General features: G+C 39.2%; 16 protein-coding genes. 8 read left to right on the top strand and 8 right to left on the bottom strand.

All coding sequences use genetic code 11. The annotated features are described in order from the left end of the window. Window positions 1-68 precede the first annotated feature (68 nt). Window positions 69-554 carry a cyclic pyranopterin monophosphate synthase MoaC gene (gene moaC / locus B5P40_RS14830; RefSeq protein WP_002129484.1) on the top strand — a complete coding sequence of 162 codons (486 nt, stop codon included), beginning with the start codon at window positions 69-71 and terminating at the stop codon, window positions 552-554. Between the two features lie 42 nt (window positions 555-596). On the opposite strand, the gene B5P40_RS14835 is transcribed toward moaC, so the two are convergent. From B5P40_RS14835 to B5P40_RS14865, 6 genes are all read right to left on the bottom strand, one after another. Beyond that, window positions 597-1,610 (bottom strand): molybdopterin-synthase adenylyltransferase MoeB, encoded by a 1,014-nt coding sequence (locus B5P40_RS14835; RefSeq protein ID WP_002190938.1) that lies wholly within the window; start codon window positions 1,608-1,610, stop codon window positions 597-599. Between the two features lie 16 nt (window positions 1,611-1,626). Next, window positions 1,627-2,640, bottom strand: a complete 1,014-nt coding sequence (gene moaA, locus B5P40_RS14840) for a GTP 3',8-cyclase MoaA (RefSeq protein WP_002138702.1) — start codon at window positions 2,638-2,640, stop codon at window positions 1,627-1,629. Window positions 2,641-2,837: 197 nt separating this feature from the next. Then, window positions 2,838-5,348: a BclA C-terminal domain-containing protein gene (locus B5P40_RS14850; protein ID WP_113709358.1), complete on the bottom strand. Its 2,511-nt coding sequence runs from the start codon at window positions 5,346-5,348 to the stop codon at window positions 2,838-2,840. A gap of 118 nt (window positions 5,349-5,466) precedes the next feature. Continuing rightward, window positions 5,467-5,790: a hypothetical protein gene (locus tag B5P40_RS14855; protein WP_002190941.1), complete on the bottom strand. Its 324-nt coding sequence runs from the start codon at window positions 5,788-5,790 to the stop codon at window positions 5,467-5,469. A gap of 20 nt (window positions 5,791-5,810) precedes the next feature. Then, window positions 5,811-6,035, bottom strand: coding sequence for a spore germination protein (locus tag B5P40_RS14860; RefSeq protein WP_000512595.1), 225 nt, complete (start codon window positions 6,033-6,035; stop codon window positions 5,811-5,813). 76 nt (window positions 6,036-6,111) lie between these two features. After that, window positions 6,112-6,417 (bottom strand): rhodanese-like domain-containing protein, encoded by a 306-nt coding sequence (locus tag B5P40_RS14865; protein ID WP_000141214.1) that lies wholly within the window; start codon window positions 6,415-6,417, stop codon window positions 6,112-6,114. Window positions 6,418-6,616: 199 nt separating this feature from the next. Here B5P40_RS14865 and B5P40_RS14870 point away from each other — a divergent pair, with 199 nt between their 5' ends. Next, complete coding sequence (locus B5P40_RS14870) at window positions 6,617-6,799, top strand: hypothetical protein (protein ID WP_002015640.1); 183 nt, start codon at window positions 6,617-6,619, stop codon at window positions 6,797-6,799. A 48-nt stretch (window positions 6,800-6,847) separates the two neighbouring features. On the opposite strand, the gene B5P40_RS14875 is transcribed toward B5P40_RS14870, so the two are convergent. Next, on the bottom strand, window positions 6,848-7,972 hold the full coding sequence (locus tag B5P40_RS14875) for a homoserine O-acetyltransferase family protein (RefSeq protein WP_098167614.1): 1,125 nt from the start codon (window positions 7,970-7,972) through the stop codon (window positions 6,848-6,850). Window positions 7,973-8,124: 152 nt separating this feature from the next. On the opposite strand from B5P40_RS14875, the gene B5P40_RS14880 reads away from it, so the two are divergent. From B5P40_RS14880 to B5P40_RS14900, 5 genes are all read left to right on the top strand, one after another. Then, entirely contained in the window at window positions 8,125-10,452 is a 2,328-nt protein-coding gene (locus B5P40_RS14880) for a spore germination protein (protein WP_113709359.1), read from the top strand. Between the two features lie 16 nt (window positions 10,453-10,468). Next, the gene (locus B5P40_RS14885) at window positions 10,469-11,563 is read left to right on the top strand and encodes a spore germination protein (RefSeq protein WP_113709360.1); all 1,095 of its coding nucleotides are present in this window, start codon (window positions 10,469-10,471) and stop codon (window positions 11,561-11,563) included. Continuing rightward, entirely contained in the window at window positions 11,539-12,618 is a 1,080-nt protein-coding gene (locus tag B5P40_RS14890; RefSeq protein WP_016095960.1) for a Ger(x)C family spore germination protein, read from the top strand. The genes B5P40_RS14885 and B5P40_RS14890 overlap by 25 nt, the downstream gene beginning before the upstream one ends. A gap of 90 nt (window positions 12,619-12,708) precedes the next feature. Next, complete coding sequence (locus B5P40_RS14895; protein WP_002129504.1) at window positions 12,709-12,894, top strand: hypothetical protein; 186 nt, start codon at window positions 12,709-12,711, stop codon at window positions 12,892-12,894. Window positions 12,895-12,992: 98 nt separating this feature from the next. Then, complete coding sequence (locus B5P40_RS14900) at window positions 12,993-13,421, top strand: pyrophosphohydrolase domain-containing protein (RefSeq protein WP_113709361.1); 429 nt, start codon at window positions 12,993-12,995, stop codon at window positions 13,419-13,421. Between the two features lie 169 nt (window positions 13,422-13,590). On the opposite strand, the gene B5P40_RS14905 is transcribed toward B5P40_RS14900, so the two are convergent. Then, on the bottom strand, window positions 13,591-14,508 hold the full coding sequence (locus B5P40_RS14905; protein ID WP_113709362.1) for a VrrB protein: 918 nt from the start codon (window positions 14,506-14,508) through the stop codon (window positions 13,591-13,593). 166 nt (window positions 14,509-14,674) lie between these two features. Here B5P40_RS14905 and B5P40_RS14910 point away from each other — a divergent pair, with 166 nt between their 5' ends. Further along, window positions 14,675-15,103: a GNAT family N-acetyltransferase gene (locus B5P40_RS14910; protein ID WP_078176469.1), complete on the top strand. Its 429-nt coding sequence runs from the start codon at window positions 14,675-14,677 to the stop codon at window positions 15,101-15,103. The last annotated feature ends 9 nt before the right edge of the window (window positions 15,104-15,112 follow it).

Genomic DNA, 15,112 nt, shown 5'->3' on the forward strand with positions numbered 1-15,112 from the left:
ATTTGCAAAATATCTAATCTCGATTACACTTTATATATTAAATCGCAATTACTTCAAGGAGGAATTCCATGTCTTCATTCACACATTTCAACGACCAAGGGCGCGCTAAAATGGTTGATATAAGTGACAAAAAAATAACCGTTCGAACAGCAATAGCATGCTCTAGCATTCTCGTTACAAAAGAAATTTTTGATAAAATCTCACGCAACGAAATTGGTAAAGGTGACGTATTAGCCGTCGCACAAATCGCAGGTATTATGGCTGCAAAACGTACTTCTGATATTATCCCAATGTGCCATCCTTTATTATTAAAAGGTGTTGATGTCTCTTTCGATTGGAAACAGTCAGAAGAACAATATCGGCTACTTATTGAAGTAAAAGTTAAAACAGAAGGTAGTACCGGCGTTGAGATGGAAGCTTTAACAGCTGCTTCCGCTACCGCTCTTACTGTATATGACATGTGTAAAGCCGTTGATAAGGGTATGATTATTGGCGAAACGTACTTACTTGAAAAAACGGGCGGAAAAAATGGAGATTATATTAGAAATTCTTAATCCTACCTTTTCCATTTGAACCTAAAGGATTCCCCTTTAGGTTCAACCTATATATCTTGCATATAGTCGTTTCGCAACATTCATATCATTCGTACCATGAATAAACGCCCTGCCATCTGTAAATAAAACAAAACGATATTCTTCCACTGGAAATGATAATAAATACGGCGTTGCTTTTACATCCACACTTTTTTGTAAGCGCTTTTTAATTTCCTCTAAATTAAAACCCTGACGCACACCTGGACGGATTTGAACTGTATTTCGCCCACATAATACTTCTGTTTTCGTTTGTGCTTCAAATGTTAAACTCGGATATGTACGTAACTTTCCACAGGATAAACATGTATCCTTTTTCTGCCTATTCACTTTAAATGCCATCTGTTGATTATTCCAAAGATCAAATGATAGCATCGTTTCACGAAGTGCCTCAAAATCTTCTACTAATATTTTCAAGGCTTCCGTTATTTGATGTGCAACTACTAATTGCACTGCTGGCTGTATAATACCGGCCGTATCACATGTCGCTCCGCTCGCCGGATGTTCCATTAAACATCGAAAACACGGCGTTTTTCCTGGCAAGATTGTATAAGTTACTCCGTAGCTTCCAACGCATCCTCCGTATATCCACGGAACGTTATACATCTGCGATATATCATTAATAAGAAGGCGCGTTTCAAAATTATCTGTCGCATCTAATATTAAATCTACACCTTTAATTAACTCTTCCATTTCTTGCACCGTTACATCAGTCACAACCGGTACAATTTCTACTTCGGAATTAATTGCCTTTAAATGTTCTGCTGCCGCTATTGCTTTCGGTTTATAATGCTTTGCATCTTCTTCTGTATATAATTGTTGCCTTTGTAAATTACTCCATTCTACATAATCACGATCCGCAATTGTTATTTTTCCAACACCTGCTCTAACAATTGCTTCTGCATTCGCTGCTCCGAGTGCACCAGCACCGATAACGAGCACGTGCTTCCCTCTTATTTTCCGTTGCCCTGCTTCCCCAACACCAGAAAATAACATTTGTCTTGAATATCGCTCTTGCATACGACATCCCCCTTTCTTATCCTCCTATATAAGACATTTCAATTTTCGGACGATTTTTCGCACTTTCTTCTGTCCGTTCATCTGAATATCGATCTTTTCTATTCTCCCATACATATTGTATAGCTTTTAATAACTCATTATCCGAAAGGTTCTCCCTCAGAAGTTTCCTTAAATCCATTCCTTCTGTTGCAAACAAGCAAGTATAAAACTTTCCATCTGCCGAAATTCTTGCTCTCGTACAAGAAGAACAAAATGACTCAGAAACAGAGGTAATAAAACCAACCTCTACATTCGTTCCAACGTATCGATACCGCTTCGCAACCTCACCAAAATAATGAGCTTCAGCTGGCTCAATTGGATACACCCCATGAATCATATCAATTAATTCTCGTTTCGTAATAACTTGATCAAAATTCCATCCATTCGTACTGCCAACATCCATAAACTCAATAAATCTAAGCGTGATTCCTTGTTCTTTAAAATACGTAGCAACCGGAAGTACTTGATGATCATTCATTCCTTTTTTCACAACCATATTTACTTTCACTTCAAGGCCTGCTTCTTTCGCTGCCATAATTCCTTTTAACACTGGCTTCGTATTCATATTCCGGCCATTAATTGCGCGGAACACATTATCATCTATCGCATCCAAACTAACATTTACTCGGTGTAACCCAGCTTCTTTTAACGCCTTCGCTTGCTTCGTTAAATGAATCGCATTTGTCGTTAATCCTATATCTACTAAACCGTCAATTTTCACGAGACGTTCGATAAGTTTTGTTAAGTCCTTACGGAGCAAGGGTTCGCCACCAGTAAGTCTAATTTTCCGTACACCGATGCTAACAAATACTTTTGCTAATCGCTCTATTTCATCAAATGTCAGTAAAAACTCATCTTTCAAAAAAGCATAATCAGGACCAAACACTTCCGCTGGCATACAATACGTACACCGTAAATTACAACGATCAATGACAGAGATGCGTAAATCTTGAAGTGGGCGTCCGAAAAAATCTTTAACCTTCTCCTGCATCGCCACTCTCCCTTTCTGCCAAATTTATACCTCTCTTCATTCTATTATAATATATTTTTGAACCGCGATGTTTTTGCTCAAGTGAATAAAGTGAAACTTTAATCAGTGGGGGTTTTGTCCATCCCCACTGATTATTAGCCCACAAATAGAGGGATAAAAAACCTTGAAACATAAAAGTTCCAAGGTTTTTTTGCTTATTAACTTAATCTAATAATAGTTAGAGTAGCTCCTGGCGTTGTCGTAGATAATGTAGCCACTGCAAGTAATCCAAATAACTGTAAACTAATAGCAGAGCCCGCAGCTAAATTACTAATAATTGTCGCATTAAATGAACCTGTAGCCACTGCCGGTGAATTTATTGTTCCTGCTAGCGGACTTCCATTTACAGTTATACGCGAACTTACAAGTAAAGCTGCCGTTATATTAATTGTGTAGGCTATATAATAATTACCTGCATTTGTAACGGTAAACACAGTATTTCCACCACTAACTGTTATTCCCGGTCCAATATTTTGATTGTTCGGTAATGGTATATTCGTACCGCCTAACAACACGGAAATAGCACTTCCTGAAGTATTATTTGCAAAGGAATACGTTGCAGTTGTACTAACTCCAGTCACCCCGGTTGCTCCTGTTGCTCCCGTTGGACCTTGGATTCCTTGTGAACCTGTTGGACCCGTGCCTCCGGTTGGACCTTGTGAACCTGTTGCCCCCGTTGGACCTTGAATTCCTTGTGAACCTGTCGCTCCTGTTGCTCCCGTTGGACCTTGGATTCCTTGTGAACCTGTCGCTCCTGTTGCTCCCGTTGGACCTTGAATTCCTTGTGGGCCTTGCGCTCCTGTTGGACCCGTGTCCCCGGTTGGGCCTTGTGGACCTTGTAAACCTTGCACACCTTGCGGACCAGTTGGACCTATTTCTCCTTGCACACCTTGTATTCCGGTTGGGCCTTGTGGACCAGTCGGACCTTGCACTCCTTGTATCCCTTGAATTCCCTGTGGGCCTTGTGCTCCGGTTACACCTGTTGCCCCTTGTATCCCTTGTGGGCCTTGACCTCCTTGGATTCCTTGAGGACCTGTTGGACCTTGGATTCCTTGCGGGCCTTGAATTCCTTGCGGCCCTTGATCTCCCGTTGCTCCCGTTATACCTTGGATCCCTTGTGGACCTTGAACACCTTGCGGACCGGTTGGGCCTATGTCTCCTTGTACTCCTTGTATTCCTTGTGGACCCTGCAGCCCCGTTGCTCCGGTCACACCCGTCGCCCCTGTTGCTCCCGTATCTCCTACTCCTCCCGTTACACCTGTCGCTCCTGTCGGACCAGGTGGTCCACCGGATGGACCTGTCACTCCCGTGGGACCTGATGGACCTGTTGGGCCAGTCGGTCCGGCTGGTCCACCTGATGGACCAGTTACACCTGTTGGACCAGTTACTCCAGTTGCTCCTGTCGGCCCTTCCCCTGTCACCCCTGTTGTACCCGTATCTCCAGTTACTCCTGTCGGCCCTTGGATTCCTTGAATTCCTTGTGGGCCTTGCACTCCTTGCGCACCTGTCGGTCCTTGAATTCCTTGGATACCTTGAACTCCCTGTGGACCCATTGGACCTGTTGGACCTATATCCCCTTGAGTACCTTGCACTCCTTGCGGGCCCTCTGGACCTGTTGCTCCTATATTCCCTTGAACACCTTGAACTCCAGTTGCTCCTTGTGCTCCGGTTGCTCCTGTTATACCTTGAACCCCTTGTATTCCCTGAATTCCTTGTGGACCTTCTGGACCTGTTACTCCTATTGGTCCTTGAATTCCTTGTATTCCTTGTGGGCCCTCTGGACCTGTTGCTCCAGCTGGTCCTGGCACTCCTTGTATTCCTTGCGGACCCTGAAGTCCTTCTGGGCCTTCTGGGCCTGTTGGTCCTATATCACCCATTGGCCCTTGAATTCCTTGGACTCCTTGTGAGCCTGTGTCCCCGGTTGGACCAGGTACCCCTTGTATTCCTTGTGGGCCTTGATCTCCGGTTGCTCCTGTTATACCTTGAGGTCCTATGGCCCCTTGTATACCTTGCGGACCTTGATCTCCGGTTGCCCCCGTTATCCCTTGAATTCCCTGAACCCCTTGGATTCCTTGTTCACCAGTTACTCCTGTCGGACCACTAATCCCCTGACCAGTCACTCCTGTTGCTCCCGTATTTCCACTCGGTCCTTGTGGGCCTTGTATCCCTTGAGCTCCTTGTATTCCTTGTGAACCTGTTGCACCCGGTACCCCTTGCACTCCTTGAATTCCTTGAGGTCCCTCTGGCCCGGTAGCTCCAATCGGCCCCTGTAATCCCTGTATCCCCTGTATTCCTTGTGCCCCAGTCGCTCCGGTCGGACCAATCGGACCTTGTAACCCTTGCACTCCTTGAGGTCCTGTCGCTCCAGTTTCTCCCTGTGGTCCCCTTAATCCTTGTGGTCCCTGCTGTCCTTCTGGTCCTGTTGCACCCATTTGTCCAGCTGGTCCTTGAATCCCTTGCACTCCTTGAGGTCCTGTTGGGCCCATCTCCCCCATCGGACCTTGAAATCCCCTTGGTCCTTGTGGGCCAGTCGGGCCTTGTGGACCGGTTGGACCAGTAATCCCAATGCCAGTAAATCCCGTTGGAACGGGAGGAAAAGTAGGTCCAATAAGATTCGGTGAAATTCTGAAATTAGAGTTTAATGAATTTTGTCTATCGCGCTCTTTCACACTTTCACCACCTACACACCATCTTTTTTACTTTAAACAAACCTCTTCTTAATATGTATTTACAAAAACAATCTCAAAGACTATTTTTATTCTAAATAATAAAAACTCCCTTAATTCCTTAAGGGAGTCCAGCAACTGAATCCATATTATCTGTATTAGGGACAGCTTGCGATATACTCGATACATTTGCACCTTGCCCCATATTTGTTCCCGTTACAGTACCAGCAGGGGTACCTCGTGTATAGGTTGTCGTCACCGAATCTCCCGGCTGTAAACAAAGCTTCGTCTCTGTTCCTATTACTGTAACAACATCAATCCAAGTACACCCCATTGAACCACTATACGATTTCGAAGCAGTAAACGAATTATCACTCAAATTATCACCCGTGAATATATTCCCAGTATTATTAACGATAATAAATTCTTTAATACGTGCAGGCATACTTACACTCTACCTTTCCTTTATGCACCTAATGTACGTGTACTCGTCGCCAATGGTGGAAGAAACACTGATGTTCTAATCACAGCTTCTGGCTGTCGTTTCCCATTTAAAAACACAGCCGCACTCGATCCTCCAGCACCAGCATATATTTTTGCCACAGCTAAAGGTGAGATATCATAACAGTCGCCGACATTAACAGCTCCTGTATTATTAATAATTTTTACTTTACGCATGTTAATTCCCATTTCCCCTCCCCCTTTTGTATACTGTATGCAAAAGAAAAAAACTTGAAACAGACTCGTTTCAAGTTTTTGCAGCTACTTATTTAGTTTCGCCTTCATATTGAAGCATACCGCCAACCATATTCACTGTTTTAAATCCTTGCTCATTTAAATAATGGCATACATTTTCACTACGCATTCCCGAACGGCAAATAAAGATATATTCATTCTCTTTCTCAAAGAAATCTACTTTATTTGGAATATCGCCCATTTTAATATGTACAGCTTCCGGAATTTTCCCTGCCGCTACTTCTTCATCTTCCCTTACATCTACTAAAAATAATGTTTCTCCATTTTCTAAACGCTCTTGCACTTCTTCTGTAGTAATTGTTTTTACTTCTGTCATATGTAGTTCCTCCTTATATACAATAAAACCTTCAGTTTCTTCTTTAAACAATCATTTCTCATCAATTTTAGCATGCGAAGGAAGGAACGCAAAGAATGGAACATTTATTTCTCAATTTCCCCGCAAAACTTATTCTTTACAAACATAACTGGCCCATTGTATCCTCAATATACTTGTTTGATGAAAGGAGCCAGTTAAAATGACACTTTTTCTTTTCATTATGGGCATCATTTTCTTAGTTTTTGCAGTTATTGCTCTTAGTATGAAAAATAATAAAAAGATAAAATCCCCTCAAGAAATGTCATTCTTATTTCTATTACTTAGTATAGCTTTCTTCGGTTTATCAGTCGCTTCATATATTTTCCGTCTGCAAATCATGTAAAAAAAGGTGCCTACTATAAATCATGCACCTTTCCACATTAATTATTTCCTACACAAAACTAGATACTTTCCGATTTAAAAACTCGTAAACTTTCTTTTCAAACAAATGAACATCTAATGCCCCAGCCATATGCCCATTTATACTTTCTATCTCATACACTTCTGCATATTTCCCCTGTTTTTGCAAAATGTCTACCATTTTATAATTATAACGAGGTGGCTGAAGTAAATCTTGTTTGCATGGAATCATGAGTACATTCGCTTCTATATTAGAAAGAGCCTCTTCTAAAGAAGAAAATCCATGCGCAATATCATGTAATAAGACTGCTTTCGCAGTGTACATCCACGAATTTGCATCTACTAAATCTATACTTTTGCATGTCACTTTATTAATCTCTTTCTCAAATGATGTTAATGCAGAAAATTCCTGATAAGGTGCCATTTCTATACTGTTCCGCGGGAATGCCATTTCATAAAAATGTTCATCAAACGCATTCATAAACATCATTCGATTTGCTAAATGAAGACCCTTCGTTGGCTGCTCTTCTCCATACTTTCCACCTTTCCAGTTTGGATCAAGCTGAATTGCTTCAATCGCATTTTGCGCTACATTTCCCGACGTTATAATTGGATTTTGTGGATTCGTAATAACTCCAATCACTCGCTCTACCATATGAGGATAGTGAACAGCCCATTGCTGCGCAATCATCCCACCTGCCGACGGTCCCATTACAGCATGTAGCCTAGCAATCCCCATATCTTTTATTAACTCATATTGCATACGTGCTACATCTAAAAATGTGAAAACTGGAAAATCCATCGCATACTCAAAACCAGTCATCGGATTTATCGATTTTGGTCCCGTTGTAATTACGTAGGGATTCTTCACCTGTACATTACAAAGGTTATCAGTGCATATAACGAAATATTTATTTGTATCAATTGCTTTTCCAGGTCCAATTAATCCATCCCACCAACCAGCTTCCTCATCATGCTCTGTATATTTTCCTGCCGCATGACTTGTTGCACTAAAATAGTGACAAACCAAAATCGCATTTGATCTTTCTCTATTTAAAGTGCCATACGTCTCATACCCCATTTGAACAGGAATTTCCCTACCATTTTCAAACACAAATTCTTTTAAAACAAACTTCTCCTTTTTTACAATTTGCACAGACTCGCCTTCTTCCCTTCATATTATAAACTCCTTACTAAAGGATTTTTTCTACGGAAAGCATTCTCCTTCTTCTTTTCATAAATAAATGAATAATATACAAAAATAGCCACAAAATAGCACTATATTACAAGATCAAAGAGGGCATACATATGATTTGGAATTGGTTACGTAAGAAAAAAAATTCAAGTACAAAAGAGACAAATGATTCGAAACAACAGTCTGATGATCAAAAGGAACATAACAAAGATAAGAATGACGAGCCAAAAAGTACGGAACAAACTGATGATTCTTCTCAAGACAAACAGCAAAACTCTAAACAAGAGGATAATTCTCAAAACAAACAACAAAGTTCTAAGCAAGATGATTCTTCTCAAAACAAACAACAAGGTTCTAAACAAGAGGACTCTTCTCAAGACAAACAGCAAAGTTCTAAGCAAGATGATTTTTCTCAAAACAAACAGCAAAGTTCTAAACAAGAGGACTCTTCTCAAAACAAACAGCAAAATTCTAAGCAAGAGGATAATTCTCAAAACAAACAGCAAAATTCTAAACAAGATGATTCTTCTCAAAACAAACAGCAAAATTCTAAACAAGATGATTCTTCTCAAAACAAACAGCAAAGTTCTAAACAAGAGGATAATTCTCAAAACAAACAGCAAAATTCTAAACAAGATGATAATTCTCAAAACAAGCAGCAAAACTCTAAGCAAGATGATTCTTCTCAAGACAAACAGCAAAATTCTAAACAAGAGGATAATTCTCAAAGCAAACAGCAAAATTCTAAGCAAGATGATAATTCTCAACAAGACAAACAGCAAAATTCTAAGCAAGATGATAATTCTCAACAAGACAAACAGCAAAACTCTAAGCAAGATGATTCTTCTCAAGACAAACAGCAAAATTCTAAGCAAGATGATACTTCTCAAAACAAACAGCAAAATTCTAAGCAAGATGATAATTCTCAAAACAAACAGCAAAGCTCAGGAAGTAACAGCATTTATGACTTTAGCAAACCAGAAAGTGACCATATTCATTCTCTACAAGATTTAATAGAGAAGATGAAACAGTCTAGTGACTTTGTTAATTACCATACATCTGACGATGACACGATGCCTTATTGGATTTCTTACTATCGCCCTTCACTTGATGGTGAGAAATTGCAAAAGTATTTAATGCCTACTCTAATGGAACGTCCTTGCGCTCCATTAGAAGAATTAAAAGAACATATTCCGATGAGTGGTATTACAATTACGAATGACTTACAAAAAATTGAGGACATGGTTTTAAAAGGCCATGCAATTATTCAATTAAATCAGCAAGATCAAAAGTGTATGCTTGCAAATATTGCAATTGATAATTATCGTGCACCAACTCCTCCATTAAATGAATCAACCGTTATCGGACCTCAAGAAGGCTTCGTAGAAGATATTGATACGAATATTAATTTAGTACGAAAACGTCTTCCTGTTTTAGATTTACACACAAAAGAGATGATTATTGGAGAGTTTTCAAAAACAAAGGTTGTCATGATGTATTTAGACAACCTTGCCGAAAAAGATAATGTAGACTTTCTAGAAGAATCACTTCGAGCTCTTGAATATGATCAAATTAACGATAGTGCTTATATACAGGAATTAATGGGTGAAAAGTCCATTTTCCCGCTCTATATAAATACAGAGCGTACTGACAGAGTTACAAAGGCACTCATTGATGGAAAAATCGCTATTTTTGTTGATGGTTCTCCAAGTGTCCTATTAACGCCTGTATCATATTTCGATTTTTTCATTTCACCAGAAGACTATAACGTTTCTTGGCTGTACGCTACATTCTCAAGAATTTTAAGATTGATCGCTGTTCTATTCTCAATTTGTGCAACTCCATTATACGTTGCAGTTTTGAATTATCATTATGAATTGGTTCCGAGTGACTTACTTGAAACATTGATTTTATCAAGGGCTCAAGTACCATTTCCCCCTTTAATAGAAGCACTTTTCTTGGAACTTGCGATTGATTTATTAAGAGAAGCTGGCGCGCGATTACCTATGAAGGTCGGACAAACGCTCGGTATTGTAGGCGGTATCGTAATCGGGCAAGCGTCCGTTCAAGCTGGTTTAACGAGTAATATTTTATTAATTATCGTTGCCTTATCAGCGTTAGCTTCCTTTATTACGCCCATTTATAAAATGGGTAACGCCGTTCGTTTACTACGTTTCCCATTTCTCGCATTTGCAGAAATAGGTGGGCTTTTCGGTATATCTCTTGGATTTATCTTTTTATTTACCCATTTGTTTAGACTTACCTCTTTACGTAAGCCGTACGCTCTCTTTTATCCAACGAGACAACAATCCTTTAAAGATTCTTGGATTCGTTTTCCATTAACAATGATTGATACTCGAGATGTTCAAGCAAGACCGCAACACGTAAAGAAAGCAACTAATGGAATTTCTACAAAACATACGTCAGATTTTGATGATTAAGAAATGAGGTGCATCGATGAGTAAAATTAAAGCAGAACACCAAATATCACCCGTCTTCGTTTTCTTTTTAATTCACGGTGCACAATTTGGTGCTGGTGTTCTCGGATTCGCTCGAATCATTGCAAAGGCAGCTGGATACGACGGCTGGATGGGAGTTTTAATTACAGGAATCGGTATCCATATTCTTATATGGATGATGTATTTCTTATTAAAAGAAACAAACGGAAATTTAATTGATTTACATCGGCAAACATTTGGGAAATGGCTAGGAAACGGCATTAGTATCATCTTTATGGCTTATTTTTTTATTGTAAGTATTTCTGTAGTTAGAACATATGTCGAAATTATTCAAGTATGGATGTTTCCTAGTGCATCCACCTGGATGCTCACATTCTTTTTATGCTTAATAAGTTATTACATTATTTCATCAGGCTTCCGCGTCATTACAGGCATTTGTGTCATTTCTGTTGGCGGGACCTTAGGATATCTTTTTCTAAGTCTTTTTATTTTGAAATTCGCACATTGGGATAATTTACTTCCGATGTTTTCACATTCTTTTACCGATATTTTGAAAGCGGCCAAACTATCTATTTATAGTATGACAGGGTTTGAAATTTTTCTTATGGTTTATCCGTTTGTTAAAGAGCCAGAGAAGTCCCATAAATTCGCACAATATGGGGCATTATTCTCTAACTGCTTATATTTGTTTAGTACTATTCTCGCTTTTACTTTCTTTAGTGAAAAACAACTACTCAAAACAATTTGGTCTCAACTTTCAATGACACAAGTTATTAAGCTTCCTTTTATAGAGCGACTTGAGTATATTGCTATTTCCGCTTATGCTCTCGTTATTGTTACGAGCTTTATTCTACCTTTATGGGCTGCTACTAGAGGAACTCATGAAATCTTTCGTGTTAAGCAACGTAGCATTTTAATCGCCTTTATGCTTATCACCTTAGTTGTTTCACAACTTTTAACGAACAGGCATGATATTAATGATTTTATTAGCAATACATCTAAAGTTAGTTTTGGGCTTATATATGTATACATCCCAATTCTATTTATTATTGTGTGGGTGAAAAGAAAATGGAAAAAACCAAAAGAAAATTAATACTTCTTATTTGCATCAGTATCTTCAGTCTAACTGGTTGCTTACAAAAAAATATTATTGATGATGTTCAACTCATTCAAGGAACTGTCTTCGATACAGCAAAAGATAATAAAGTAAAAGTTACATTTGTTTGTCCTATACAAAAAAAGGGCAATAAAGTTCAAGTTTATGAGGGAACAGGAAACGCAGTAAAACAAGTAAAGGCAGATACATCTTTAGAATCTTCGCAACCGTTCGCAAGCGGTCAAATGCGTGTTGCCTTATTCACAACAAAGGTTGCTAAAAAAGGATTATCCACCTCCTTTGACACATTAATTCGTGATGTGAATATTGGTAATTCACTGTATGTGGGACTATTAGAAGGAAGTGGTACTGAACTATTTAAAGGAAAATACAGTACATCTTATAATGTTGCAATTTATATAAAAAAAATGTTAGAACATAATATGGAAACCGGCCCTTTACCAACTGACAATTTATATTTAGGTGCTTTTCGGTACTACCGTGAAGGACAAGATTCTTATATGCCTATCCTGAAAAAACATGGAGATAAAATAAAAATTACTGGTATCGGTCTCTTAAAAAAGGATAAGTTAGTTGGAACAATCAAGTACCAAGATATGTTTGTTTTCAAAGGACTACTAGAAAAGCACCGCTTAGACTCACATGAATTTAAAACCAATCCTGGCTATGCAATGATTAATAATATCCGTTCCGTCCCTACCTACGAAGTAAACATAAAAAACGGAAAACCTTCTTTCTATATTCATGTGAAAATGGAAGCTCGTATTCAGGAGCTCTCTAGAAAATTTAATTTAGAAAACAAAAAAAATACAACAAAAATAGCTAAGTCAGTCGAAAAGCAATTAGACGTGAAAGCTACAAAACTTATTAAACAATTTAAATCTCTAAATGTTGATCCTCTTGGACTGGGGGCAAAATATAGACAACATTATCGCTCATTCAAATTAGAAGAGTGGCGAAGAATGTATAAAGATGTTCCAATTCAAGTGAAATATACTGTCAACATTACAAATTCTGGTGTAATTGAATGATAATGATTGAACTCCTCTCTCCAGCATGATACAACGGAAAGAGGAGTTTTTATTTTTAAATAGAGAAAAGGGATATTTACGGGGGAGCTTATGTCTAAAAAATTAGTAAAACCTATTTTAAATGGTATTTTATTTCTCGGCGTCTTTTTATTTGCTCATACATACTTAAAAAATGTTTCTTTCACACGTTATTTACTTGTAGTTATACCAATGCTACTCATCGGAATGTTTGGCATCGATCTTATTTTATCCGTTTTAATTAAGAAAGAAGAATAACGAGCGAACATCTTATTTCTCATAAGATGTTCTTTTTATTTAATAACTACCTTATGTTACAATAAAATTCGGCATAACGTAAGAAAGGATGAAACAACATGACAAACGAAAAAGGTTTAGATAAAGGATACGAACTTGTTGCAAAAATGCATGAAGAATTCGGACATCCTGTGACAAGTACTCCAACAAAACTAACAGAAGAGCGTGCAAAAATTCGTGCTAGCTTTATGCAAGAAGAGCTAGAAGAATTTCTAGAAGCAACAACTGTTGAAGATCAATATGATGCACTTATTGACCTTATTTACTTTGCATTCGGAACGTTTGCAGAAATGGGCGTACGTCCAGATAAAGGATTCGAAATTGTAAACAATGCTAACATGGCAAAACTATTCCCTGATGGGAAACCTCGATTCCGTGAAGGCGACGGCAAAATTCTAAAACCAGAAGGCTGGGAAGCACCAGAACCACAACTTCGTGCGGAAATTGAACGTCAGCGCCAAGAGGCATTAGCAAAAGCAGGAAAATAATAAAGAATCAGCTGCTAGGAATATTCTTAGCAGTTTTTTTGTACTATCATTCACAGGTCATGAACTTCGTATTTTACTAATGAATCAATACCGCATTTCGAACTGCAAATATATTTTTCCTCAAAATAAAAAATCCCCTTGTGCACAAGAGAATTTTTCATGTAATTCATTAATGTCCCACATGTCCAGCATGACCCGCTGCTCCAGCTGTAATTCCAGCTGTTCCCGCTGCAGTTCCAGCTCCTCCACCGTACCAAATTTGTTGTTGCCCTTGGTGATGTTGCTGCCCTTGGTGGTGATGTTGCCCTTGGTGGTGATGTTGCCCTTGGTGGTGATGTTGCCCTTGATGGTGATGTTGCCCTTGGTGGTGATGTTGCCCTTGGTGGTGATGTTGCCCTTGATGATGGTGTTGCCCTTGATGATGGTGTTGTCCTTGGTGATGGTGTTGTCCTTGGTGATGGTGTTGTCCTTGGTGTGTTTGAAAAAGAACAGCCTGCGGATGAATTTGGTGATGACCGTGGTGCTGATGATGTACTTGTTGTTGATGGTGGTGGCTGTGGTGCTGATGATGTACTTGCTGTTGATGGTGGTGGCCGTGGTGCTGATGATGGCCATGGTGCTGATGGTGGCCGTGGTGCTGATGATGGCCATGGTGCTGATGGTGACCATGGTGCTGATGATGACCGTGGTGTTCATGATGACCGTGAACACCTTGTGGGAAACCACCGACTCCACCAGCTACAACACCGACGCCAGGTACAGGAAATCCTGTTTGTACGCCTCCCACGAAGGATGGAAATGTAGTTGGCATACCTACAGGTACTCCTCCTTGTGCTCCTCCCACGAAAGATGGAAATGTAGTTGGCATACCTACAGGCACTCCTCCTTGTGCTCCTCCTACTAATGTTGGAATTCCTGTTTGTGCTCCAGCTACTGATGTTGGAAATCCTCCTTGTGTTCCCCCCATCCAACTTGGGATTCCACCATACCCGTGTTGCCCATCTCCTCCCATGAACATCATTTGTCCATAACCATCCGATCCACCTCCGGAGAAGCCATGTGGTGCATTATTGTCTATCCCTTTCATTCCTTTCACCTCTTCTTCTCAATTTAGCCTACCTTGTTTATCATATTTTCTATAGAAGAATAGGTGTTTGTCTATATGGGAATTCCGCACCTTTTTCTTCGCTCTTCATTCGTGATAGGATTAATTGACTGATTATTCTTTCCTTATAAAAAAGGGGGCATTTCCATTGGAGAACGTAGCAAAAGCTTCAATCGACGATTTAGATTCAATCGTACATATAGATATAGATGTGATCGGAGACGATAGTAGACGAAATTATATTAAACACGCTATTGATGAAGGAAAATGCATAATTGCAAAAGAGGACAATTCTATTTCCGGTTTTCTAACATACGATACGAATTTCTTTGGTTGTACTTTCCTCTCATTAATAATTGTTTCGCCAACTAAAAGAAGACAAGGTCATGCAAGCTCATTAATCTCATATATGTTAAGTAATTCTCCTACTCAAAAAATATTTTCTTCAACGAACGAATCGAATGCAAATATGCAAAAAGTTTTTAAAGCGAATGGATTTATGCATAGTGGAATGATTGAAAACTTAGATGAAGGTGATCCAGAACTTATTTTCTATATAAAAAAGCTCAGAGCATAAACGCCCTGA

The sequence above is a fragment of the Bacillus sp. SRB_8 genome (assembly GCF_003264205.1).
In the GTDB taxonomy this organism is placed as follows: Bacteria; Bacillota; Bacilli; order Bacillales; family Bacillaceae_G; genus Bacillus_A; species Bacillus_A mycoides.

Coding starts and splice junctions, on each gene's coding strand:
- moaC (WP_002129484.1), top strand. CDS start 69: ATGTCTTCATTCACACATTTCAACGACCAAGGGCGCGCTAAAATGGTT.
- B5P40_RS14835 (WP_002190938.1), bottom strand. CDS start 1,610: ATGCAAGAGCGATATTCAAGACAAATGTTATTTTCTGGTGTTGGGGAA.
- moaA (WP_002138702.1), bottom strand. CDS start 2,640: ATGCAGGAGAAGGTTAAAGATTTTTTCGGACGCCCACTTCAAGATTTA.
- B5P40_RS14855 (WP_002190941.1), bottom strand. CDS start 5,790: ATGCCTGCACGTATTAAAGAATTTATTATCGTTAATAATACTGGGAAT.
- B5P40_RS14860 (WP_000512595.1), bottom strand. CDS start 6,035: ATGGGAATTAACATGCGTAAAGTAAAAATTATTAATAATACAGGAGCT.
- B5P40_RS14865 (WP_000141214.1), bottom strand. CDS start 6,417: ATGACAGAAGTAAAAACAATTACTACAGAAGAAGTGCAAGAGCGTTTA.
- B5P40_RS14870 (WP_002015640.1), top strand. CDS start 6,617: ATGACACTTTTTCTTTTCATTATGGGCATCATTTTCTTAGTTTTTGCA.
- B5P40_RS14880 (WP_113709359.1), top strand. CDS start 8,125: ATGATTTGGAATTGGTTACGTAAGAAAAAAAATTCAAGTACAAAAGAG.
- B5P40_RS14885 (WP_113709360.1), top strand. CDS start 10,469: ATGAGTAAAATTAAAGCAGAACACCAAATATCACCCGTCTTCGTTTTC.
- B5P40_RS14890 (WP_016095960.1), top strand. CDS start 11,539: ATGGAAAAAACCAAAAGAAAATTAATACTTCTTATTTGCATCAGTATC.
- B5P40_RS14895 (WP_002129504.1), top strand. CDS start 12,709: ATGTCTAAAAAATTAGTAAAACCTATTTTAAATGGTATTTTATTTCTC.
- B5P40_RS14900 (WP_113709361.1), top strand. CDS start 12,993: ATGACAAACGAAAAAGGTTTAGATAAAGGATACGAACTTGTTGCAAAA.
- B5P40_RS14905 (WP_113709362.1), bottom strand. CDS start 14,508: ATGAAAGGGATAGACAATAATGCACCACATGGCTTCTCCGGAGGTGGA.